The following is a 20,025-nucleotide window of genomic DNA, read 5'->3' on the forward strand; positions in this document are numbered from 1 at the left end:
TGTATATTGTCGACAGGGTATCGGGTATCAGTTTTTAAAGCATATCCCAGGCGGATACGCAATTCAACAAAACTTTCGCACTTTGCATAACAAACCGGCAGGGTATAAAAATGTTGAAGAATGACGGGATAAAAGAGTTAAATTTAACGTTGCGGCAGGGTTAACAATCCATGACGCTTTTAATATGAAAAAGCTCATGACCCGGCATGGCCGGCCACCTGGCACAACCACATTTGAAACCGGCCCCGCACAGGCATTCGGCAACGTCGTTCGCAAGCTGAGAATGGAACAGGGTGTCGCCCAGGAGAAACTGGCCCAGCTGGCAGGCATTGAACGCTCGCACATGGGCAAGATCGAGCGCGGCAAACACATGCCGTCACTGATCCTCATTCTCAGGATTGCCCGCGCGCTCGACTGTAGCTCCGCCGACCTGCTGACGGCCATGGAGCGCCTCATGCCGGTAATGGATAGTCACTGATATTCGTCCGCAAGTTCTGGCCCTGGATCAAATCCGGGCGTTTCTGCCATCCCCGGCAGCGGATTCCACAGAAGGGAGTCAGCACCTGTCACCCTCGCGACATGTGCAGACCGCATGAGCGGCACTGCGCGTATGCTTGCCGCAAGGCGCCTTTCCGGCGCCATTCATACGGTCCAGCGCTTGCCATGTTTGGTGTGATGTATCTGTTTTCCTATATTCTGGGCGTGCTCGCCATTGTGCTGGTGCCGGGCCCGAACTCGATCTACGTATTGACCACCGCGGCCCGCAGCGGCATCAGAAGCGGCTACGGCGGCGCACTGGGTATCTTTATCGGCGACTCGGTGCTGATGTCGCTGTCCGCCCTGGGCGCCGCCTCGGTGCTGCATGCCAATCTGTTCCTGTTCAATGTGGTCCGGCTGGCTGGCGCAGCCTACCTGTGCTATCTCGGCATCGGCATGCTGTTCAACGGCATGCGCTCACTCGTTGGCAAACGCACGGAGACCGTCCAGGCTGACGTCACCGAAGCCCCCGCCGCCCGCGAGCACACCCCGTTCGGGACCAGTTGCCGCAAGGCACTGATGATCAGCCTGATCAATCCCAAGGCGATCCTGTTTTTCCTGTCATTCTTCGTGCAGTTCGTTGACCCGGACTATGCCTATCCGACAATCAGCTTCCTGGTTCTCGGGCTCATCATGCAGGCCTTCAGCATGTGCTACCTGAGCATCCTGATTCTGGCCGGCTCCAGTCTGGCCAGGGTGTTTTCGCGTCAGAAAAAGCTCAAGGCCCTGCTGCACGGCATGATCGGCGGCCTGTTCGTCAGTTTTGGCATACGCCTCGCCGCCTGAATACCTTTCCGGCATGGAAACCCGCCGCTGCCCGCGCGATAATCGGCCTCTTGCCGATTTCATCGCCGGAGGGGCCCATGCTGGTCAGCGCATTCGATTACAAACAATGGTCAGACCGCCGCACGCTGGCGGCCATGGCGCGCATTGACCGGGCAGCGTTTCCCGAAGCCGCCGCCTTCACGGCCCAGCAGCTGAACCACATGGTCATCGTGGAAGAGTTGTTCAGGGCCCGCCTGGCCGGCACCCCGGCCCCGCACCGCGCGACCAACACCGACACGGTTCCCGATCTGCAGGAACTGGCGCAAAGGCTGGCGGCATCCAGCGAATGGTTTTCCTGTCAGGCAAGAGACCTGACGCCGGCACAACGGCAGCAGCGGCTCTCGTTCACGTTTGCCGATGGCAGGCAGGGCTGCATGAGCCGGCAGGAGATCCTGTTCCACATCATCAACCACGGTACCTATCACCGTGGCGCCATCGGCCATGCACTGGACCTGGCCCGGGTCGCGCATCCGGCGGATACGTATACGGTGTTCATTCATGAGGCCGAGCCGGCACGGCGCGGATAAGGACATGCCGGTGCCTTGCCCCACAGCGGAGGAATGATGAGGTCGACGCGGATCACGCTGCTTGCCACCGTTCTGGCTCTGGCCAGCCAGGCCTGTGCCGGCGCGCCTGCCGACGCTGAAACCCGGACATTCACGGTTCACCGGCAGATCGCCCATGGCGACGAGGCCAATATCATGGAACTGACCGTCCCCTATCAGCTGGGTCGCACGGTCGAGAAAACCGGCGACGTCTGCTGGCAGTCCGTGACCCGCCAGACCGGCGAGGAAAAGCACGCGCGCACACTGGTCGATGCCGACCGTCGCGTGAGCGTGGAAGAGGTCTGGCCGGTACTGGCCATCACGAAGACGGTGGTCGCGTGCGGGGAGAACGGGTTGTAGGGCATTGAACGGCCTTGCGGGCACGACAACCCGGATGGCCATCCGGCTGCCCTATTTGTTTTCGCTGCAGATGAACGCACGCTTCAGGCCGGCAATCCCGGCCAGATCGGTGCCATCCGGCGTCGTCACGATTTCTTTGGTTTGCAGAACGCAGGCTGAACCCCGGATCTGGAAAAACGCCTCGTAATCCTTGCCGGGCTGGGGGATAAAGCTGGCTGTCACCCGGCAAGAGGCATGGGGATCGACAATGCCGCTGCTGATGGTCAATGGCTGCCCGGCCTCGATTTCATACTCTTTGAAAAACGCGCGCGCGCCAAAAAAGCTGATGTCGTTGATTCTTCTGGTAGTGGGCGATTCCGGCATGCCAATGGTGACATTCGAGACCGTGCCAAAAAAAGAGCCCATGGTGTCGGAAAATCCGCCGGAGGCCACAATCTGGTTCGGCGCCGTGCCAATGAATTTTTTCGTATAGCATTCACTGTTCTTGAACAGATCCACATAAACGCTATTCCGGCCAAAAACTCTTATTCTTGCCTTGGCCGGGCTTTCCAGCTCTGGTGTTTTTTCATCCGGGGGCAGTTCATCGGCAACCGCCATCGCGCAGCATTGAAGCAGTGCGCCACCAGCAATCATTTTCATGATTTTATTTCCAGAACTCATTTTCAATCCAGTCAGAAGCCAGTCGGCCGAGGGGGTAAAGAGGCATAAATTCTATCCCACCCCGCTTCTGCTCGTCATATCGAATAATGATGTCGCGCCAGTCGCGACCTCCATGGAAAACCGGATACTTCCTGCACCGGCCAGCACCCTGACATGCTTCCTGGTCCCGGCCATCACGCATCAGGCCGCCACCGACCCTTGCTTTTCCAGTGCGGGAGGGGACAATCCGGAGTATCAAGCATCGCCATGGCAACCTGTATGCAACATCAAAAACACTGGTCAAAAGTCGAACTGATTTACCAGACCGTTCGCAACCCGAACATCCACATCAAGGGCACGCACAGCTATTACAGCGATGCGTGGAGCGGCAGCTTTGAACAATCCGTGGTGCGCTATCTGTATGGCGACGAATACAGCCTGCAGGCGTGGGAGCCGCAATGGGACATCGACCCGCTTTATCTTGGTGATTACGTATGCATCGGTGCGGAGGCGGTAATCTTGCTCGGCGGCAATCACACGCACAGGGCGGACTGGTTCAGCCTGTATCCTTTTGCCGATTTTCTGGACGAGTCCTGCCAGGGCAAGGGGCCGACCGTGATTGGCGACGGCGCCTGGATCGGCATGCGCGCGATGATCATGCCCGGCGTGACGATCGGAGAAGGCGCGATTGTCGCGGCCAACAGTGTGGTCACGCGCGATGTCGCCCCTTATGCCGTGGTGGGCGGCAACCCGGCGAAGCCGATCAGGACGCGTTTTTCGCCGGCAGTGATCGAGCGGCTGCTGGCGCTCAAGGTTTATGACTGGCCTGAAGCGAAATTCGATACGCTGAAGCGACAGTTGTGCAGCGCCGACATCGACGCACTGGAAGCGGCCAGCCGTCGCTACGATCAGGCGTCAGACTGATGACGCGACATGCCCGTCGATGGCGCCCGACAGACAGAAGCCCGGTCGATGCCCGGGTAGTAGCAACTGGCATTGGAAATTTATATGACATATGCTGAAACGGCACACCCTGCCAAGACAGGCACTTGTCAGCTTAGAAGGGCGACAGAATGCACCCAGCCGGACTGGTCATTGAGAACTTCTGCAGGCTCACCCATGCGAAGCCGACCCGCCAGCCCGGCTGGCATGCCCTGGCTGGTGGGAGCAATGCTGACAAGACGGCAGTCGTCAACACGCCGGGGACCCTGCTGGCTGCGAGTCCATCAATGGCCGGGACCTGCCACAAGATGGAGCTCCCTGAGGCGCCCCCCGGCGATCAAGGCATGATGGTGCGGCGGCGGCTCGCCTGGAACGACGGGGAATCCCCACCTTGAATGACTTGACGATGAACCATCTGAAAGCACTTTGTGCTGTGCCAAAGCGCATCCAGATTGACCATGGCAGCAGGTTCATCCTGCATGCGCCGGCTTACCGGGCGCATGAACACAAGGTGCCCCTGGACTTCTCCAGCCCAGGAAAGCTCGCAGCCCCTCCCCTCGCCAAAGCAGGCAACGGAAGTTTCCGGGATGAATGCCTGAACGTGCATTGGTCCCTGTCACCTGGGGATTCGCGCGAAAAGACCGAAACCGGGCGACAGGGTGAAAATCCATTCAGACCGCACAGCTCACCATGCAATCCGACGCCCCGCGAGTTCCGGCCCGCACACATTGACAGCCAGAACCCCAGGGGCGTGGTGATCGGCCTGCGGAGAGAACATCATCATTGCCTTGCACCATATTCAAATACAAATGAAAGCAATGACGCAATGATGAATATCATTAATTTTCATATTTATAAATATTTATGAACAATGCCACTCACGCAAAAATTGTGCACGAGGACGCTACAACCAAAGCCCTTGGTCAATGCGTAGAGTCATTGCAAAAGACCCTGTTCTTGACACCACTCGGATGGGGGTTGGTTGTATGGCTATCCTACGGTTACATCCCCACACGAAATATAGCCACATGGGTTTTGATATTCTTAATAGAATGGCTCATTTCTCACGGGATAATTATTTACATAAAATCATCAAGATTGAGCAATAAAAAAATTACCGCTTTTCTAAATTTATTATCAGCAGCGGATGGGATTGCCTGGGGCGCCATGGTGCCGCTTCTCTTTCTTTACAATCAACTCGTTGACTCTTGGCTGGTTGTTGTTTTATGCGGGGTTGCCGCCATCAATGCGCCTGTATATGTAACATGCATGTCCGCATTCAGATATTTTGCAACTGGATTTTGGGCTTTCTCTGTACCACCTGCGCTGCAGTGGGGCGCAGAGGTATTTGCAGCATCAGAATTTTCAATAGGGTTTACGGTATACTTGCTGATTTTACATTACAATTTGAATGTTTTATCGACCAAGGTTATCCTCGGGATCAAACTGCAACTGGAAAACAATATTTTCACCAGGGACCTGGCAGAATCTCTTGAAAGAGTCGAGATTTTGGCAAACAATGACGCCTTGACCAATCTGGCGAATCGAAGATCACTCAATTCAATGCTGATCAATTTCCAGCACAAGAAAGATTGCGGACAAGCGAATTCCTGCCTGATTATGCTTGACATTGATTTTTTCAAAAAAATCAATGATGTTCATGGCCATGCCATCGGGGACAAGGTTTTGTTTCATTTTGGCCAGCGGGTACAAGCCAATTTACGATCATCAGATGTGCTTTCCCGGTATGGCGGTGAAGAATTTATCGCCATTCTGCCTGATGCCGATTTGGAAATGGCACTGGAAATTGCAGAGAGGATCAGAACCGACATTCAGCACCATGAATTAATATCTGACCCACCCATTTCAATAACGGTTTCTATTGGAGTATCCAAATTTGAGAAAAATGAATCCACCGATGATCTGATAAAAAGGGTAGATGCCTGTCTGTACATGGCAAAAAACAATGGAAGAAATCAAGTGTGGTTCAATATAGAAGACGCCGCGCGTCAATATTACCCTTCATTGGAGAGGCAAGGGGCAGTCCATCAGGCGGGATACGGCGCCCTGCCCCCCGGAGAACCAGCCCGGTGGCAATCAACACGCCAGGATTAAAAAGTGATCGACACTGAAGCAGCACTGCGCGTCGCTTCACCGTGATAGACCGCTTCAATATTGTTGCCGTCCGGATCCAGGACAAAGGCAGCGTAGTAGCCAGGATGATAGGCACGCTCCCCGGGAGCGCCATTGTCCTCGCCACCATGCGCGAGCGCGGCCTGGTAAAAACGGTCGACCATCGCCCGGTCTTGCGCCTGGAATGCCAGGTGGTGACGCCCCGTCAGCGCCCCCAGCGCCGCCGGGCTATCCATGGCGGTCACGAACAATTCGTCTGCCCAGAAGTACCCGTCACCCGCGCCTCCCATGGGCACATTGAGAGAAGCAAAAACGGCTGCGTAAAAGGCCTGGCTCGCAGAAAGGTCTTGAACTACCAACTGGATGTGGTCGATCAGACGACCCCGATGTATTTCTTGCGTTTCCATACAGCCCCCTTGAGTGGTCATTCAAGCGCCTGGCGCGATGTATGCGCAGCATAGCGTGCAGAACGACAAGCTTGCACGTTTATGCAATGCCCCGGCGAAACCGTGAGCGCTGTGTTGCAAGAGCGCTTTGGGCGTACTCGCTTCGACTATGCAGCTGCTCTGACGGCCCACTGGCCCATGCAGCACGGCGTGGGCCAGCAGCAGCCCCGGTACGATTGCACGCGACCGCGCCCCCTGCTCTGGAAGTTTTATTGAAGCCCGCCATGTCAGCCTCTGTACTCAGCCCCGTCTGCCAACCGCCGCCAAGCGCCTTGAAGGCAGCAACCGCTGCACGTGCCGATTCCGTCTGCGCCTGAGCCTGTGCGTCGGAGGCACGCAGCAAGCTTTCATCTGCCTGCAGGACCTCGATCAGGCTAACGACCCCTTTCTGATAGGCAGCAAACGAAGCCGACCGGGCCCGGCTGAGCGAGTCCACTCCCCGGGCAAGGACTGCCGCCTGTTCCTCGCGTTTGACCAGGGCCGTGAAAGCGTTCTCCACGTCCTCAGTCGCATGCAGCACCGCAAGCCGATACGCGGCCAGCATCTCAACCTCCTGGCCCCTGGCCTGGTCAATCTGCGCGTTGATGCGACCAAAATCGAACAGGCGCCAGCGCAGCCCCAGCACACCGGAAGCCTGGCTGGCACCGCCAGTGAACAGATTGCCCGCCGTCACGCCCGTTGCACTGCCGATCAACCCGCTCAGGGAAAGTTTGGGGTAATACTCGGCAACGGCAACGCCAATACGTGCATTCGCTGCAGCAAGGCGGCGCTCGGCCGCGATCAGGTCAGGCCGGCGCCGGAGCAACTCGCCCGGTGATCCGGTAGCGCCAATGCGCGGGGCAACAGGGATGGCAGCAGCTTCGGCCAGCTCGGCACGATGCGTGCCGGGTGACGAACCCAGCATCACATCCAGTGCGTTCATGGCTGCGTCCAGTCCCGCTTCAAGGACTGGCACGGAAGACTGGACCTGGGCAAGCCCCCCTTCGGTCTGGCTCACCTGCAGTTCGGCCACCAACCCCTTGCCATATAGCAGCTGGATGGTTTCAAGCAGCACCTGCTGCTTCTGCACCTGTCGACGGGCAACATCCAGCCGGGTTTGCAACCCGCGGATCTCGATATAGATGTCGGCGGTCTGCGCTGCCACTGCCAGGCGAGTAGCCGCATTGCCGGCTTCCGAAGCCTGATACTCGGCCAGTGCCACTTCTCGTCCACGGCGCAAGCCACCAAACAAGTCCAGTTCCCAGCTGGCACCAAGTTCGGCCTCATAGGCATTGCCATACCGGTCGAAACCCGGTCCCGAATTCAGGACTTGCCCCAGGGGCGTTTCAACGGACTGGTAGGCTCTGGCAGCCTGGCCGCCGACATGGCCAGCCGGCAGCAGCGCGGCATTGGCCGCTCCAAGCCCCGCCCTCGCCTGAATGACGCGGGCGGATGCCTGCGCGAGATCGAGATTTTGCGCTAACGCCAGCATGACGTATCGACTCAGTTGCGGATCACCGAAACCTGTCCACCATGCAGCCTGGTCGGCACGGGTGGACGCATGCCGCTGCTCCACTGCGGCAGCGCCCAGATACCGTTCAGGCATCGGCATGTTGGGCCGGGCATAATCGGGACCAGCAGCACAGCCGGCCAATAAACTGGCGGCGATGAGCAAGGCAAGAGAGCGTTTGGCTAGCACGGACAGGCTCCGGGTCAGAATGAACTATGGTGACCATATTACATATTGGTCACTCATTGTCAATTTTTGAGCACCCCTGTAAGCTACAAGCCATGAAGAGCCCCCATACTTCCCCTCCTTCCGCCCGCGGCCCGGCCGACCACGAAGTCCGCGATCAAATTGTTGCCGCCGCCACCGAGCACTTCAGCCACTACGGCTACGAGAAGACCACGGTGTCCGACCTCGCCAAAGCCATTGGCTTTTCCAAGGCCTATATCTACAAGTTCTTCGAATCCAAGCAAGCCATCGGCGAGATGATCTGCGCCAACTGTCTGCGCGAGATCGAGGCCGACGTCAGAGCAGCAGTCGATGCAACCGGGCGGCCGCCCGAGAAACTGCGGCGGATGTTCAAGGCCATTGTGGATGCAAGCCTGCGGCTGTTTTTCCAGGACCGCAAACTCTATGAAATTGCGGCCTCGGCTGCAGGCGAACACTGGCAGGCAACGGTCGCCTACGAGGAGCGCATCCAGAACTTGCTGCAGGATGTCGTGCAGCAGGGGCGGCTGAGCGGGGACTTTGAGCGCAAGACGCCGCTCGATGAAACCGCCAAGGCGATTTACCTGGTCATGCGCCCCTATCTGCATCCGCTGCAGCTGCAGTACAACATCGAAAACGCAGAGGAGGCCCCCGCGCAGCTCTCCAGCCTGGTGCTGCGCAGCCTGTCGCCGTGACGATACACCCAGACAGTGACCATTGACTAAATTGGTCACAATAACAATACTGAAAGTCCCGATCACTTCGTCAAAGGGACTTTCATGCTTCGGCATCGCCTTGCCATCCCTGCAGTCATTTGTGCCTTGCCGTTTGCATTGGTCGCCTGTGGCGAACAGGCACAGACAGATCCCCGCACCGTCACGCCGCTTGTGCGTACGGCCATCGCCCGGGCGACTGCCCCTGAATCACGTTCATTCACTGGCACCATAGCCGCCCGGGTACAGAGCGATCTCGGCTTCCGTGTCTCCGGCAAGGTGCTGGAGCGCCTGGTGGACACAGGGCAAACCGTCAAACGCGGTCAGCCGCTGATGCGGATTGACCCGGTCGACCTGCAACTTGCCGCCCATGCGCAACAGGAGGCGGTAGTCGCGGCGCGAGCGCGGGCGCAGCAGGCAGTACAAGACGAGGCCCGCTACCGTGACCTGCGTGGAACCGGTGCGATTTCTGCTTCAGCCTACGACCAGGTCAAAGCGGCGGCAGATGCAGCCAGGGCCCAGCTCGGCGCAGCCGAAGCGCAGGCCAGCGTGGCCCGCAATGCCAGCCGCTATGCGGAGCTAGTGGCCGATGGTGACGGGGTCGTCATGGAAACGCTGGCCGAGCCCGGCCAAGTCGTCAGCGCCGGGCAGGTCGTGGTGCGTCTGGCTCGCACCGGTCGTCGAGAGGCCGTCATCCAGTTGCCGGAGACCCTGCGCCCTGCGGCAGGCTCCATCGGGCAAGCCACCCTGTTCGGCAAGGAAGGGGTCAGCGCTACCGCCAGACTTCGTCAGCTCTCCGATGCCGCAGATCGACTCACCCGCACCTTCGAAGCACGCTATGTGCTGGATGGCGACTTGGCCAATGCGCCTTTGGGTGCCACGGTGACAATACAGATCCCGGATGGGCATGCAGTAAACACGGCGGGCATGCAGGTACCAATCGGAGCATTGTTCGACGCGGGTAAAGGACCTGGCGTCTGGGTAATTAATGGCAAGCCAGCCAGGGTAACCTGGCGGCCAGTCTCCGTCCTGCACCTGAGTGATGATGGCGCGCGCATTGACGGCCAGATCAGGCAAGGCGACCGGGTCGTCGCGCTCGGTGCGCATCTGCTGCGTGAAGGACAACAGGTCCGGCTTGCTGACAATGCCGTCGCCACGGCCGCAGAAGGAGTCAAGCCGTGAGCGAGGGCCGTTTCAACCTGTCGGCGCTCGCCGTGCGCGAACGTGCCGTTACCCTATTCCTGATTCTGTTGATCTCGCTGGCGGGAGCCGTCTCCTTCTTCCGGCTGGGACGTGCCGAGGACCCATCATTCACGATCAAGGTGATGACTATCGCTACTGCCTGGCCCGGCGCCAGCGCACAGGAGATGCAAGACCAGGTCGCGGAGAAAATCGAAAAGCGCCTGCAGGAACTGCGCTGGTATGACCGCAGCGAGACCTACACCCGCCCCGGGCTGGCTTTCACCACGCTGACCTTGCTGGACAGCACCCCGCCATCGGAAGTGAAAGAGGAGTTCTATCAGGCACGGAAGAAAGTCGGCGATGAAGTGCAAAATCTTCCTCCTGGCGTGATGGGGCCATTTCTGAATGACGAATACTCCGATGTGACATTCGCCCTGTTCGCACTCAAGGCCAAGGGTGAACCACAGCGTGTGCTCGTTCGCGATGCGGAAACGCTGCGCCAGCGTCTGCTGCATGTACCGGGCGTGAAAAAGGTCAATATCGTTGGCGAACAGGCCGAGCGGATCTTTGTCGAGTTCTCGCATGACCGCCTGGCCACACTGGGCATCAGCCCGCAGGACGTATTCGCTGCCCTCAACAGCCAGAATGTTCTGACGCCAGCCGGCTCGGTGGAAACCAGGGGACCGGAGGTGTTCATCCGCCTGGACGGCGCCTTTGACCAGCTGCAGAAAATCCAGGATACGCCGGTGGTGGCACAAGGCCGCACGCTGAAACTGTCGGACATCGCCACGGTCAAGCGCGGCTACGAAGACCCGGCAACGTTCATGATCCGTAACGGCGGCGAATCAGCCCTGCTGCTGGGCGTCGTCATGCGCGATGGCTGGAACGGGCTGAACCTGGGCAAGGCCCTGGACAGCGAGGTGGCAGCGATCAACGCAGCACAACCGCTGGGCATGCGCCTGACCAAAGTGACTGACCAGGCCGTCAACATCAGCGCAGCGGTCGATGAGTTCATGGTCAAGTTCTTCGCTGCAGTGCTGGTAGTCCTGCTGGTGAGCTTTGTGAGCATGGGATGGCGTGTGGGCATCGTGGTTGCCGCGGCCGTGCCGTTGACGCTGGCCATCGTCTTCGCCGTGATGCTGGCGAGCGGCAAGAACTTCGATCGCATAACACTGGGATCGCTGATCCTGGCGCTGGGCCTGCTGGTGGACGACGCCATCATCGCCATTGAAATGATGGTGGTGAAGATGGAGGAAGGCTACAACCGGGTCGCCGCTTCGGCCTATGCCTGGAGCCACACCGCAGCACCAATGCTGTCGGGCACGCTCGTCACGGCAGTCGGCTTCATGCCCAATGGCTTCGCCCGGTCCACGGCCGGCGAGTACACCAGCAATATGTTCTGGATCGTTGGCATAGCCCTGATCGCCTCGTGGTTGGTCGCGGTGGTGTTCACCCCCTACCTGGGTGTCAAGCTGTTACCCGACTTCAAGGCGGCCGAAGGCGGTCACGAGGGCATCTACGACACGCCACGCTACAACCGCTTCCGCCGGCTGCTCGGGCGCGTCATTGCCCGCAAGTGGATCGTCGCCAGTTCGGTGATCGGCCTTTTCGTGCTGTCGGTGCTCGGCATGGCTGTCGTCAAGAAACAATTCTTCCCGGTTTCTGACCGACCTGAAGTTCTGGTCGAGATGCAGATGCCCTATGGCACGTCGATCACGCAAACCAGCAAAGCGGCAGCGAAGGTGGAAGCCTGGCTGGCCAGGCAGAAGGAAGCCAGAATCGTCACCGCCTACGTCGGCCAGGGTGCACCACGCTTCTTTTTCGCGATGGGACCGGAACTGCCCGATCCGTCGTTTGCGAAGATCGTGGTACGCACGGACAGCCAGGACGAGCGCGAAGCATTGAAACTCAGGCTGCGGCAGGCCATCGCCAATGGACTGGCCCCCGAGGCACGCTTGCGCGTCACCCAGCTCGTATTTGGCCCCTATTCACCATTTCCGGTGGCCTACCGTGTCACCGGCCCTGATCCCGGGGTATTGCGTAAAGTCGCCGCCGAGGTACAGCAGGTCATGGATGCCAGCCCGCTTGTGCGCACCGTCAACACGGATTGGGGAGTACGTGTGCCCACGCTGCACTTCACCTTGCAGCAAGACCGGCTGCAGGCGGTGGGACTGACTTCCAGCGCCGTCGCGCAACAGCTGCAATTCCTGCTGACCGGGGTGCCCGTCACCACGGTGCGCGAGGACATCCGCACGGTGCAGGTCGTCGCACGTTCGGCCGGAAATGTCCGGCTCGACCCGGCCAGGATTGGCGATTTCACGCTGGCGGGCGCCCATGGGCAACGCATTCCGCTGTCGCAGGCGGGCAAGATCGAGGTGCGCATGGAAGAGCCCGTCATGCGCCGGCGCGACCGCACACCGACGATCACCGTACGAGGCGATATCGCTGAAGGCTTGCAGCCACCGGACGTGTCGGCGGCCATTACAAAGCAACTCCAGCCGATCATGAAAAAGCTGCCGGAGGGTTATCACATCGCAGAAGCAGGATCCATCGAGGAGTCGGGCAAGGCCACCGTGGCGATGCTGCCAATCTTCCCGATCATGCTGGCCATCACGCTGCTCATCATCATGTTGCAGGTGCGTTCAATCTCCGGAATGGTCATGGTCTTCCTCACCAGCCCGCTGGGCCTGATCGGCGTGGTGCCGACCCTGCTCCTGTTCCGGCAGCCCTTCGGCATCAATGCATTGGTCGGCCTGATTGCGTTGTCGGGCATCCTGATGCGCAACACGCTGATCCTGATCGGACAGATCCGCGAGAACGAAAAATCAGGGCTGGATCCATTCCGTGCCGTAGTCGAAGCGACCGTGCAGCGCGCCCGTCCGGTAATTCTGACGGCGCTGGCGGCAATCCTGGCGTTCATTCCGCTGACCCATTCGGTATTCTGGGGAACGCTCGCCTACACACTGATCGGCGGCACCTTCGCCGGGACGATCCTGACCCTGGTATTCCTGCCGGCGATGTATTCCATCTGGTTCAGGATCCGGCCCAGCAGCGTCAGTCGACCCTCAGAGAAGGAACCCGCATGAAGATGGGCCGCCATCGGTGAATACGCAAGGCAGCCATCCGGTTCGCCAGATCGGCTGTCAGCTTTCATCAGGCGTGACCATGCGCATGGGGCGAGTCCCGATCTTCGCCCCCGTGCCTTCATCCACAGCGACTGCCTTGATTTCTTTGCCTGTTTCCGCGTCCAGGAAACGAGTCAGCTTGCCCCCGCCGCGGTATTGGCGTCCCCATGCGCCGATCATGAACAGTACCGGCAGAAAATCGCGACCGGCAGCAGTCAGCAGGTACTCCTCGCGCGGCGGGTGCTCCGAGTAGCGCCGCTTCTCCAGCAGCCCCTCCTCCGTCAATGCCGCCAGCCGGCGGGTCAGCATCGTCGGTGCAATGCTAAGGCTTTTCCGGAATTGGTCAAAGCGGGTGAGGCCGGCATGGGCGTCCCGCAGGATCAGTATGCTCCATGCGTCACCGGCGACTGCCAGGCTGCGCGCGATCGGGCATGGGTCATTGCAACTATTTTCGTTGTTCATACTATTTTGATAGTGACTTGTTTTCAGATTGGTAGTAGTGTTCGTATCAGTTTGATACTAACACTTCAATGACAGGCAATCTACCCGGTACGGAGACTTGGTTGATGAGCACGAGCAATGCAGGTATCGCTCCGGTAACCGGAGCATTTTCAGACATCTGCGCAGCCGCAGCGGCGTGGCTGATGGGCAGTGCAGGATGAAAAGTCAGACCATGAAAGCACTCACTTTCAAACGCTATGGCAAGTCGTCCGGGATCGGGCTCACCGAAGTTCCCCGCCCCACGCCAAAAGCCAGCGAGCTGCTGGTACAGGTTTACGCCGCCGGCCTGAACCCGATCGACAATATGATTCCGACCGGGATGTTCAAACCGGTCCTGCCTTTCCGGCTTCCGGCCACCCTGGGCAGCGATCTGGCCGGCGTGGTGACCGGGGTTGGCAGCGACGTGACTCGCTTCAAGCCAGGCGACGCCGTCTTCGCCAGCGTCTTTGACCTTGGCACAGGGTCAATTGCCGAATTCGCGGTCGTGCCGGAGAGCGTTGCCGCGCTGAAACCGGCCAATCTGGACTTCGTGCAAGCCGCCTCGATGCCGATGGTCAGCCTCACCTCGTGGCAAGCGCTGAAGGAACGCGCCAATCTCCAGGCCGGCCAGAAAGTCTTCATCCCTGCCGGGTCGGGCGGAATCGGCACGCTTGCGATCCAGCTGGCAAAGCACCTTGGCGCCAGGGTGGGAACCACCGCCAGTACGGGCAATATCGAACTGGTGCGCGGTCTGGGCGCAGACGAGGTGGTCGACTACAAGAAGCAGGAATTCGAGAAGGTCCTGCATGGCTATGACGCAGTGCTTGGTACGGTCAGGGGTGATGTGATTGAAAAATCCATCTCCATCCTCAAACCGGGAAGCAGGATCGTCTCTCTCGTCGGCCCGCTGGATGCGGCATTCGCTCGTGCGAAACGGCTGAATTTCTTCCTGGCATTCGTATTCGGGTTGATGAGCCGCAAGATCATGCGCCAGGCAAAGAAGCGGGACGTCACTTACTCGTTTCTCTTCGTGCGTCCGGACGGCGCCCAACTCGACCACATTGGCCAACTGCTTGAGACGGAACGCATCCAGCCGGTAATCGACAAGGTATTCCCGTTCGAGCAGGCAAAAGAGGCGCTGGCCTATCTTGCCCAAGGCCATGCCAGGGGGAAAGTCGTCGTCAAAATGCGATGAGCAGTCCCCATCGAGCCCCTTTTTTTACTCACCTGACCAACAGAGAAAAACCATGAACTCATCCAGAAAAGTCGCGGTTGTAACCGGTGCCTCATCCGGTATTGGCGCCATCTACGCGGATCGTCTTGCCCGGCGCGGCTATGACCTGCTGCTTGTCGCCCGACGTGGCGACCGCTTGCAAAGTCTCGGCGCAAGGTTTGAGCAGGCTTATGGCATCAGGGCCGAAGCGCTGGTGGCCGACCTTGAAAAAGAAACCGACCTGACGGCTCTGGAAACCGTCCTCGCTGATCATTCCGCCATCCGGGTACTGGTAAACAACGCGGGTATTGCCAGACTGGGCCAGCTTGCCGAAGCGCCGCCGCAAGACTCGCTGGCGCAAATCGCCTTGAACATCACGGCGCTGACGCGCTTGACGCATGCCGTGCTGCCAGCGTTCAAGGCGCGCAACGACGGCATCATTATAAATATTGCCTCGGCACTGGCACTTGATGCGCTGCCGGTCAGCGCCGTATACAGCGGCACGAAGGGTTTCGTGCTCAACTTCAGTCGCGGCCTGCAGCAGGAGCTAGCGAATACCGGAATCAGGGTTCAAGTGGTGCTGCCTGCCGCCACCGCCACCGATCTTTGGGATATCTCCGGCGTGCCGCTGGCCGCGTTGCCACAAGAAACGGTGATGTCTGCCGAGCATCTTGTCGACGCCGCACTAGCCGGTTTCGACCAGGGCGAGTCGGTCACTTTGCCATCCATGGCTGATGCCGGCCTCTGGGAGCGATTCGATACGGCACGTGCCGAGCTGTTCGCTGCGATGCAAACCAGCCAGCCAGCACCGCGACTCCTTGCCCTCTGACCGCAGTCGGGCGAAGCGCCCTTGTCTCAATCCCGCCTGATCCAAACCCGACACACTGGAAACCTTGATGAGCAGCGCACTATTCACCCCCACCCGGCTCGGCAGTCTGCCGCTGAAGAACCGTATCGTCATGGCGCCGCTGACACGCAGCCGCGCGATCGGAAACCTGCCTAATGAACTGATGGCGCAGTACTACCGCCTGCGGGCGGATGCCGGGCTGATCATTACCGAAGGCACGTCACCATCGCCCAACGGTCTGGGTTACCCACGCATTCCCGGACTGTTCAACGAAGAGCAGGTGCAGGCCTGGCGACGGGTCACCGATGGTGTCCATCAGGCCGGCGGCAGGATTTTTGTGCAATTGATGCACACTGGCCGGGTCAGCCATCCCGCCAACATGCCGGCCGGCGCCAGCGTTCTGGCTCCCTCGCAGGTCGCCGTTCCCGGCGAGATGTGGACCGACACCGACGGAATGCGGCAGCATCCAGAGCCACTCGAAATGAGCGAGGCGGACATTGCCCAGAGCATCGCCGAATATGCGGCATCGGCCAATCTGGCCATGCAGGCCGGCTTCGACGGCGTCGAGCTGCATGCGGCGAATGGCTACCTGATCGACCAGTTCCTCAATACGGCTTCCAATCTGCGCCACGATCGCTGGGGCGGCCCGGTCGAAAACCGCATCCGCTTCGCGGTTGAAGTCGCCAGGGCAACCGTTGCTGCCATTGGTGCCGGGCGCGTTGGCATGCGTATCTCGCCGTATGGCGTCTTCAACGCCCAGGTGCCGGATGCCGAGATGGATGACTTGTACCTGCGTTTGATCAACGAGTTGAATGCGCTCGGTCTGCTCTACATCCACGTCGTGGATCACAGCTCCATGGGGGCGCCGGAAGTCAGCCCCGCATTGAAGGCCAGGCTTCGTGCCGCGTTCAACGGGCAATACATTCTCTCAGGAGGCTACGATGTCGCCCGGGCCAATGCCGATCTCGACGCACAGCGTGGCGACCTGGTGGCTTTCGGTCGTCCGTTTATCTCGAATCCGGATCTGGTAGCCAGGCTGAAGTCAGGACAGGCCTTGGTGGCGCCTGATTTCTCTACCTTTTACACACCAGGAGAAAAAGGCTACACCGATTATTGAAGCCTGAGCCGGATCACATACTTGCATGACGATCAGGGAGCAAGCCGCTCGTGCATCACCCCCTTGAATTGAATCCTGCCGCTGCGGGGAAGCCTCGCTTCGCTCGTCCGTTCATCGTGGACGGCGTTTGTGGACAGTCTGAACCTGCTCTTCGGAGCAGGTTTTTTTGCGGACAAACGGCGGGAGTGAGCCTCCTTGCCAGTGAGTCGCTGCGGGAACGCGCGCCTTTGCTCCCGGCGCCTTCGCACAGCCTGCTCACCGTCCATCAGGAGCCCGGGCAATTGATGGGGCCGCGCCGGTCTTTCCAGACATCCACGGCCTTCCGCTCCCCGGCTGGTTATGATATCCATTTGATAATCCTGTCCGGGGCAAGCGGGTCCATGGAGACTCGCTTCCAGCGGCCAGCCCCCCCGCCGGCACTATCCGGGGCTGTACCTCGCCGTGGTCATCCTTTCCCTGCTGGTCATGGCTTATGCGCAAAGAGGATTTATGGAGTTGCTGTTACTGGCTGATGAGCCATCTGCCGCAGGCATGGTTGCCTCATGGTATTTTGACGAATGGTGCCGCGACAGCGGCCATTACACTCAAGATCAGGTGCTGGCCAAGGTCATGGCTGCCACTCATGTCGACAGGGCGCCGCTGATCGTACTGGCCCGCCAGGCCGGTGAATGGGTGGGGGCTGCCGAGCTCAAGATCCGTGAAATGGCGATATTTCCCGAGTACGAATACTGGTTGGGTGGGGTATATGTCGTTGAAAAAGCTCGCGGACAGGGGGTCGCCTCCTTGCTGATAACAGAGATTCTCAGCCGTGCTCGTGGTGCAGAGATAAGCAAGCTGTACTTGCAAACCGAGAACCTGACCGGTGGCGTTTATTGTCGTCATGGTTTCAAGGCCGTTGAGCACGTTAATTACAAAGGCGTTCATGTCCTGGTGATGGTGGCGGATACCGGCATCCCGTCATCACCCGTCCTGAATAGTGTTGACACCTGGACCGCAGAACAACCGCCGGAGCCACCCGGCAATTGACGCCCGCTGCACTGCATCGGGCGCCCGCTCATCTGCGCGAGCATGCCAAGCGGCCGGATTCGATTTGAGGAGGCTCGAAGGTACAAAATCACCTACAGTCGAGCCGAAAATAAAAATGGGTTAAACGCGGCAACGTTTAACCCATTGGTACATCAGTGTTTTTTTGGTGCCGTTGAAGTGAATCGAACACTCGACCTACTGATTACGAATCTTAGCTTCTTTGTGTTGACGAAAATCGATGCGCGTAGATAAAAGCAAAAAACACCTTTATAAACATCGAAATACCATCATACCCCACTTCGCAACCTGTCGATCAATGTTGACCAACATTGATCGTTTTTGCTTACATAGCGCTTACATGAAAACGATGTAAGCACGGAGGATACGCATATGGCCCGAATCAGATTCACCATCGGCCTTGTCGAGAAGGCCTGCTGTGAACCGGGCAAAAGCCAAGCCTTTCTGTGGGACACCGACGCCCCGGGTCTTGGACTCCGCATTACACAGAGCGGCGCCAAAGCCTACATCTTTCAGAGTAGGATTCATGCAAACACAGTACGCGTCACAATTGGCAGTGTAGACAGCTGGCGCCTGGATGCTCCCGCCAAAAGCCAGGACAACAGTGCGCGCAAAGAAGCACGTCGACTACAAACCCTGTGCGATGCTGGCATCGACCCCCGCGACGAGAAGCAAGACAAAAAGGCGGAATCAGCCGCCAGAAAGGCACGTGTAGAACGCCAGCGCGTCACCTTGCGCGAAGTTTGGCCGAGCTATATCGCAGCCAACGCTCATCGCTGGAGCGACAAACACAAGAGATCCCACGAAAGCCTGGCTCACGAAGGAGGGCTTCCTCGGGTCCGCTCCAAAGCAAAAGTCACAATTGCCGGCCCCCTCGCCTCACTGCTGGATGTGCGGCTGGCTGACCTTGATGCCGACCGGCTGGAATCCTGGCTACAAACGGAAAGCGTCACTCGACCGACTACAGCAGCCCTCGCCTTTCGCCTGCTGCGCGCATGCGTGAATTGGTGCGAAGAACAGCCAGAGTTCACCAAGCTAATTCCCGACAATGCCACTCACGCCAAGAAAGTTCGGACAGCACTGCCTACGCCCAGAACAAAAGATGACTGCATGCAGCGCGAGCAGCTCTCCGCCTGGTTCAAAGCTATTCGTGAGCTCAACAACCCGATTCAGTCAGCCTACCTGCAAGCTCTCCTGCTCACTGGCGCCCGCCGTGAAGAGTTGGCAGCGCTGCGCTGGAGTGAGGTCGACTTCAAATGGAACAGCTTGACCATCCGTGACAAGGTTGAAGGAGAACGCACCATCCCGTTGACTCCCTATGTGGCGAGTCTGCTGCAAGGTCTCTCACGAGAGAACGAGTGGGTATTCAGCAGTACGACCGCAGCGAGTGGGCACATCGTGGAACCTCGTATCGGCCACAACAAGGCGCTGGCTGCAGCAGGGCTACCGCCCCTCACCCTACACGGCTTGCGCCGTTCGTTTGGCACACTATCCGAGTGGGTTGAATGCCCGGTTGGCATCGTTGCCCAGATCATGGGGCATAAGCCTAGCGCTCTAGCAGAGAAGCACTATCGTCGTCGTCCTTTGGACTTGCTACGTATGTGGCACATAAGAATCGAAACATGGATCCTAACCAATGCACAGATATCGCAAAATGTCAAAGGCATTACTAGCAAGTAACCAATTGATATTGTTGTCATTTCAAAAATAGCACAATGACATAACCAACAAAAATTTGACAAAGCACCACGGGATCAGGCCAAGTAAGAGCTCCAACTTGAGCTTGGAGGTATCAACCACCGTTTCGTGGTTGTATCGACCTTGCATGAAATGCAAGCTTTCGTCTATAGAACAGGAGAAAATGTCAATGGAATCTGAGCTTCACGCCGCAATCTCAGAGTCGTATGCCCTTTTGAATGAAATAGCGCCGCACAAAGAAAATTGGGATGACTCTTTTTTAAAAATCGATCCGCTTATGTGTGTGCCAGACAGACACACGCCTCGCGCAACAGAGCTACTTAATAGCGCATTTAATTCAATTACCCAACAACTGGAACTATTACGTAAAGTCATTTACTCGCTCAAACTTCGTAAACTTAAAACTAAGTTGAGCAAAATTGCGCCTATATTCTTGAAAGTTCGTACAGGTAGCAGAAGCTCGACTGCGCGTGCACACCGTAGATC

General features: G+C 58.5%; 19 protein-coding genes. 15 read left to right on the forward strand and 4 right to left on the reverse strand.

Translation table 11 applies throughout. The annotated features are described in order from the left end of the window. Window positions 1–184: 184 nt before the first annotated feature. The 4 genes from DFO50_RS15105 to DFO50_RS15120 all read left to right on the forward strand — a co-directional run bounded on the left by DFO50_RS15105 (window position 185) and on the right by DFO50_RS15120 (window position 2,267). Window positions 185–478, forward strand: a complete 294-nt coding sequence (locus DFO50_RS15105) for a helix-turn-helix domain-containing protein (RefSeq protein ID WP_107888504.1) — start codon at window positions 185–187, stop codon at window positions 476–478. 185 nt (window positions 479–663) lie between these two features. After that, window positions 664–1,323 carry a leucine efflux protein LeuE gene (gene leuE, locus DFO50_RS15110; RefSeq protein ID WP_107888505.1) on the forward strand — a complete coding sequence of 220 codons (660 nt, stop codon included), beginning with the start codon at window positions 664–666 and terminating at the stop codon, window positions 1,321–1,323. A gap of 77 nt (window positions 1,324–1,400) precedes the next feature. Next, window positions 1,401–1,889: a DinB family protein gene (locus DFO50_RS15115; RefSeq protein WP_036386392.1), complete on the forward strand. Its 489-nt coding sequence runs from the start codon at window positions 1,401–1,403 to the stop codon at window positions 1,887–1,889. A 36-nt stretch (window positions 1,890–1,925) separates the two neighbouring features. Next, complete coding sequence (locus DFO50_RS15120) at window positions 1,926–2,267, forward strand: hypothetical protein (protein ID WP_036386390.1); 342 nt, start codon at window positions 1,926–1,928, stop codon at window positions 2,265–2,267. A gap of 51 nt (window positions 2,268–2,318) precedes the next feature. Here the strand turns inward: DFO50_RS15120 and DFO50_RS15125 are convergent, their stop codons facing one another. Beyond that, complete coding sequence (locus tag DFO50_RS15125) at window positions 2,319–2,906, reverse strand: hypothetical protein (protein WP_146745117.1); 588 nt, start codon at window positions 2,904–2,906, stop codon at window positions 2,319–2,321. Window positions 2,907–3,080: 174 nt separating this feature from the next. Between DFO50_RS15125 and DFO50_RS19905 the strand changes: the two genes are divergently transcribed. From DFO50_RS19905 to DFO50_RS15140, 3 genes are all read left to right on the forward strand, one after another. After that, window positions 3,081–3,830, forward strand: coding sequence for a CatB-related O-acetyltransferase (locus DFO50_RS19905; protein ID WP_304598481.1), 750 nt, complete (start codon window positions 3,081–3,083; stop codon window positions 3,828–3,830). A 424-nt stretch (window positions 3,831–4,254) separates the two neighbouring features. Further along, window positions 4,255–4,716, forward strand: coding sequence for a transposase (locus tag DFO50_RS18970; protein WP_146745118.1), 462 nt, complete (start codon window positions 4,255–4,257; stop codon window positions 4,714–4,716). Next, window positions 4,713–5,963 carry a diguanylate cyclase gene (locus DFO50_RS15140; RefSeq protein ID WP_112692814.1) on the forward strand — a complete coding sequence of 417 codons (1,251 nt, stop codon included), beginning with the start codon at window positions 4,713–4,715 and terminating at the stop codon, window positions 5,961–5,963. Before DFO50_RS18970 ends, DFO50_RS15140 begins: the two co-directional genes overlap by 4 nt. Here DFO50_RS15140 and DFO50_RS15145 read toward each other — a convergent pair. Then, complete coding sequence (locus DFO50_RS15145; RefSeq protein ID WP_112692815.1) at window positions 5,960–6,388, reverse strand: VOC family protein; 429 nt, start codon at window positions 6,386–6,388, stop codon at window positions 5,960–5,962. The genes DFO50_RS15140 and DFO50_RS15145 overlap by 4 nt on opposite strands. A 79-nt stretch (window positions 6,389–6,467) precedes the next feature. After that, the gene (locus DFO50_RS15150) at window positions 6,468–8,105 is read right to left on the reverse strand and encodes an efflux transporter outer membrane subunit (RefSeq protein WP_112692816.1); all 1,638 of its coding nucleotides are present in this window, start codon (window positions 8,103–8,105) and stop codon (window positions 6,468–6,470) included. Between the two features lie 26 nt (window positions 8,106–8,131). Here DFO50_RS15150 and DFO50_RS15155 point away from each other — a divergent pair, with 26 nt between their 5' ends. The 3 genes from DFO50_RS15155 to DFO50_RS15165 all read left to right on the forward strand — a co-directional run bounded on the left by DFO50_RS15155 (window position 8,132) and on the right by DFO50_RS15165 (window position 13,101). Next, on the forward strand, window positions 8,132–8,815 hold the full coding sequence (locus DFO50_RS15155) for a TetR/AcrR family transcriptional regulator (protein ID WP_233495280.1): 684 nt from the start codon (window positions 8,132–8,134) through the stop codon (window positions 8,813–8,815). Between the two features lie 84 nt (window positions 8,816–8,899). Then, window positions 8,900–10,015, forward strand: coding sequence for an efflux RND transporter periplasmic adaptor subunit (locus tag DFO50_RS15160; RefSeq protein WP_028499812.1), 1,116 nt, complete (start codon window positions 8,900–8,902; stop codon window positions 10,013–10,015). Further along, a complete protein-coding gene (locus tag DFO50_RS15165; protein WP_112692817.1) occupies window positions 10,012–13,101 on the forward strand; it encodes an efflux RND transporter permease subunit in 3,090 nt (1,029 codons plus the stop codon). Before DFO50_RS15160 ends, DFO50_RS15165 begins: the two co-directional genes overlap by 4 nt. Before the next feature lie 57 nt (window positions 13,102–13,158). Here the strand turns inward: DFO50_RS15165 and DFO50_RS15170 are convergent, their stop codons facing one another. Further along, the gene (locus tag DFO50_RS15170; protein WP_112692818.1) at window positions 13,159–13,602 is read right to left on the reverse strand and encodes a helix-turn-helix domain-containing protein; all 444 of its coding nucleotides are present in this window, start codon (window positions 13,600–13,602) and stop codon (window positions 13,159–13,161) included. A gap of 211 nt (window positions 13,603–13,813) precedes the next feature. Between DFO50_RS15170 and DFO50_RS15175 the strand changes: the two genes are divergently transcribed. The 5 genes from DFO50_RS15175 to DFO50_RS15195 all read left to right on the forward strand — a co-directional run bounded on the left by DFO50_RS15175 (window position 13,814) and on the right by DFO50_RS15195 (window position 19,521). Further along, window positions 13,814–14,815, forward strand: a complete 1,002-nt coding sequence (locus DFO50_RS15175) for an NADP-dependent oxidoreductase (protein WP_112692819.1) — start codon at window positions 13,814–13,816, stop codon at window positions 14,813–14,815. A gap of 52 nt (window positions 14,816–14,867) precedes the next feature. Next, entirely contained in the window at window positions 14,868–15,662 is a 795-nt protein-coding gene (locus tag DFO50_RS15180) for an SDR family oxidoreductase (RefSeq protein ID WP_028499808.1), read from the forward strand. Window positions 15,663–15,729: 67 nt separating this feature from the next. After that, entirely contained in the window at window positions 15,730–16,797 is a 1,068-nt protein-coding gene (locus tag DFO50_RS15185; protein ID WP_112692820.1) for an alkene reductase, read from the forward strand. Window positions 16,798–17,238: 441 nt separating this feature from the next. After that, window positions 17,239–17,823 carry a GNAT family N-acetyltransferase gene (locus tag DFO50_RS15190; RefSeq protein WP_199489853.1) on the forward strand — a complete coding sequence of 195 codons (585 nt, stop codon included), beginning with the start codon at window positions 17,239–17,241 and terminating at the stop codon, window positions 17,821–17,823. A gap of 390 nt (window positions 17,824–18,213) precedes the next feature. Continuing rightward, window positions 18,214–19,521, forward strand: coding sequence for an integrase family protein (locus DFO50_RS15195; protein WP_036385747.1), 1,308 nt, complete (start codon window positions 18,214–18,216; stop codon window positions 19,519–19,521). Window positions 19,522–20,025: the final 504 nt, after the last annotated feature.

Source organism: Microvirgula sp. AG722, assembly GCF_003269145.1.
In the GTDB taxonomy this organism is placed as follows: domain Bacteria; phylum Pseudomonadota; class Gammaproteobacteria; order Burkholderiales; family Aquaspirillaceae; genus Microvirgula; species Microvirgula aerodenitrificans.

Bases quoted from the DNA above. Each gene is read 5' to 3' on its own strand.
- DFO50_RS15105 (WP_107888504.1), top strand. From the start codon at position 185: ATGAAAAAGCTCATGACCCGGCATGGCCGGCCACCTGGCACAACCACA.
- leuE (WP_107888505.1), top strand. From the start codon at position 664: ATGTTTGGTGTGATGTATCTGTTTTCCTATATTCTGGGCGTGCTCGCC.
- DFO50_RS15115 (WP_036386392.1), top strand. From the start codon at position 1,401: ATGCTGGTCAGCGCATTCGATTACAAACAATGGTCAGACCGCCGCACG.
- DFO50_RS15120 (WP_036386390.1), top strand. From the start codon at position 1,926: ATGAGGTCGACGCGGATCACGCTGCTTGCCACCGTTCTGGCTCTGGCC.
- DFO50_RS15125 (WP_146745117.1), bottom strand. From the start codon at position 2,906: ATGAAAATGATTGCTGGTGGCGCACTGCTTCAATGCTGCGCGATGGCG.
- DFO50_RS19905 (WP_304598481.1), top strand. From the start codon at position 3,081: ATGCTTCCTGGTCCCGGCCATCACGCATCAGGCCGCCACCGACCCTTG.
- DFO50_RS18970 (WP_146745118.1), top strand. From the start codon at position 4,255: ATGAACCATCTGAAAGCACTTTGTGCTGTGCCAAAGCGCATCCAGATT.
- DFO50_RS15140 (WP_112692814.1), top strand. From the start codon at position 4,713: ATGAACAATGCCACTCACGCAAAAATTGTGCACGAGGACGCTACAACC.
- DFO50_RS15145 (WP_112692815.1), bottom strand. From the start codon at position 6,388: ATGGAAACGCAAGAAATACATCGGGGTCGTCTGATCGACCACATCCAG.
- DFO50_RS15155 (WP_233495280.1), top strand. From the start codon at position 8,132: ATGGTGACCATATTACATATTGGTCACTCATTGTCAATTTTTGAGCAC.
- DFO50_RS15160 (WP_028499812.1), top strand. From the start codon at position 8,900: ATGCTTCGGCATCGCCTTGCCATCCCTGCAGTCATTTGTGCCTTGCCG.
- DFO50_RS15170 (WP_112692818.1), bottom strand. From the start codon at position 13,602: ATGAACAACGAAAATAGTTGCAATGACCCATGCCCGATCGCGCGCAGC.
- DFO50_RS15175 (WP_112692819.1), top strand. From the start codon at position 13,814: ATGAAAGCACTCACTTTCAAACGCTATGGCAAGTCGTCCGGGATCGGG.
- DFO50_RS15180 (WP_028499808.1), top strand. From the start codon at position 14,868: ATGAACTCATCCAGAAAAGTCGCGGTTGTAACCGGTGCCTCATCCGGT.
- DFO50_RS15185 (WP_112692820.1), top strand. From the start codon at position 15,730: ATGAGCAGCGCACTATTCACCCCCACCCGGCTCGGCAGTCTGCCGCTG.
- DFO50_RS15195 (WP_036385747.1), top strand. From the start codon at position 18,214: ATGGCCCGAATCAGATTCACCATCGGCCTTGTCGAGAAGGCCTGCTGT.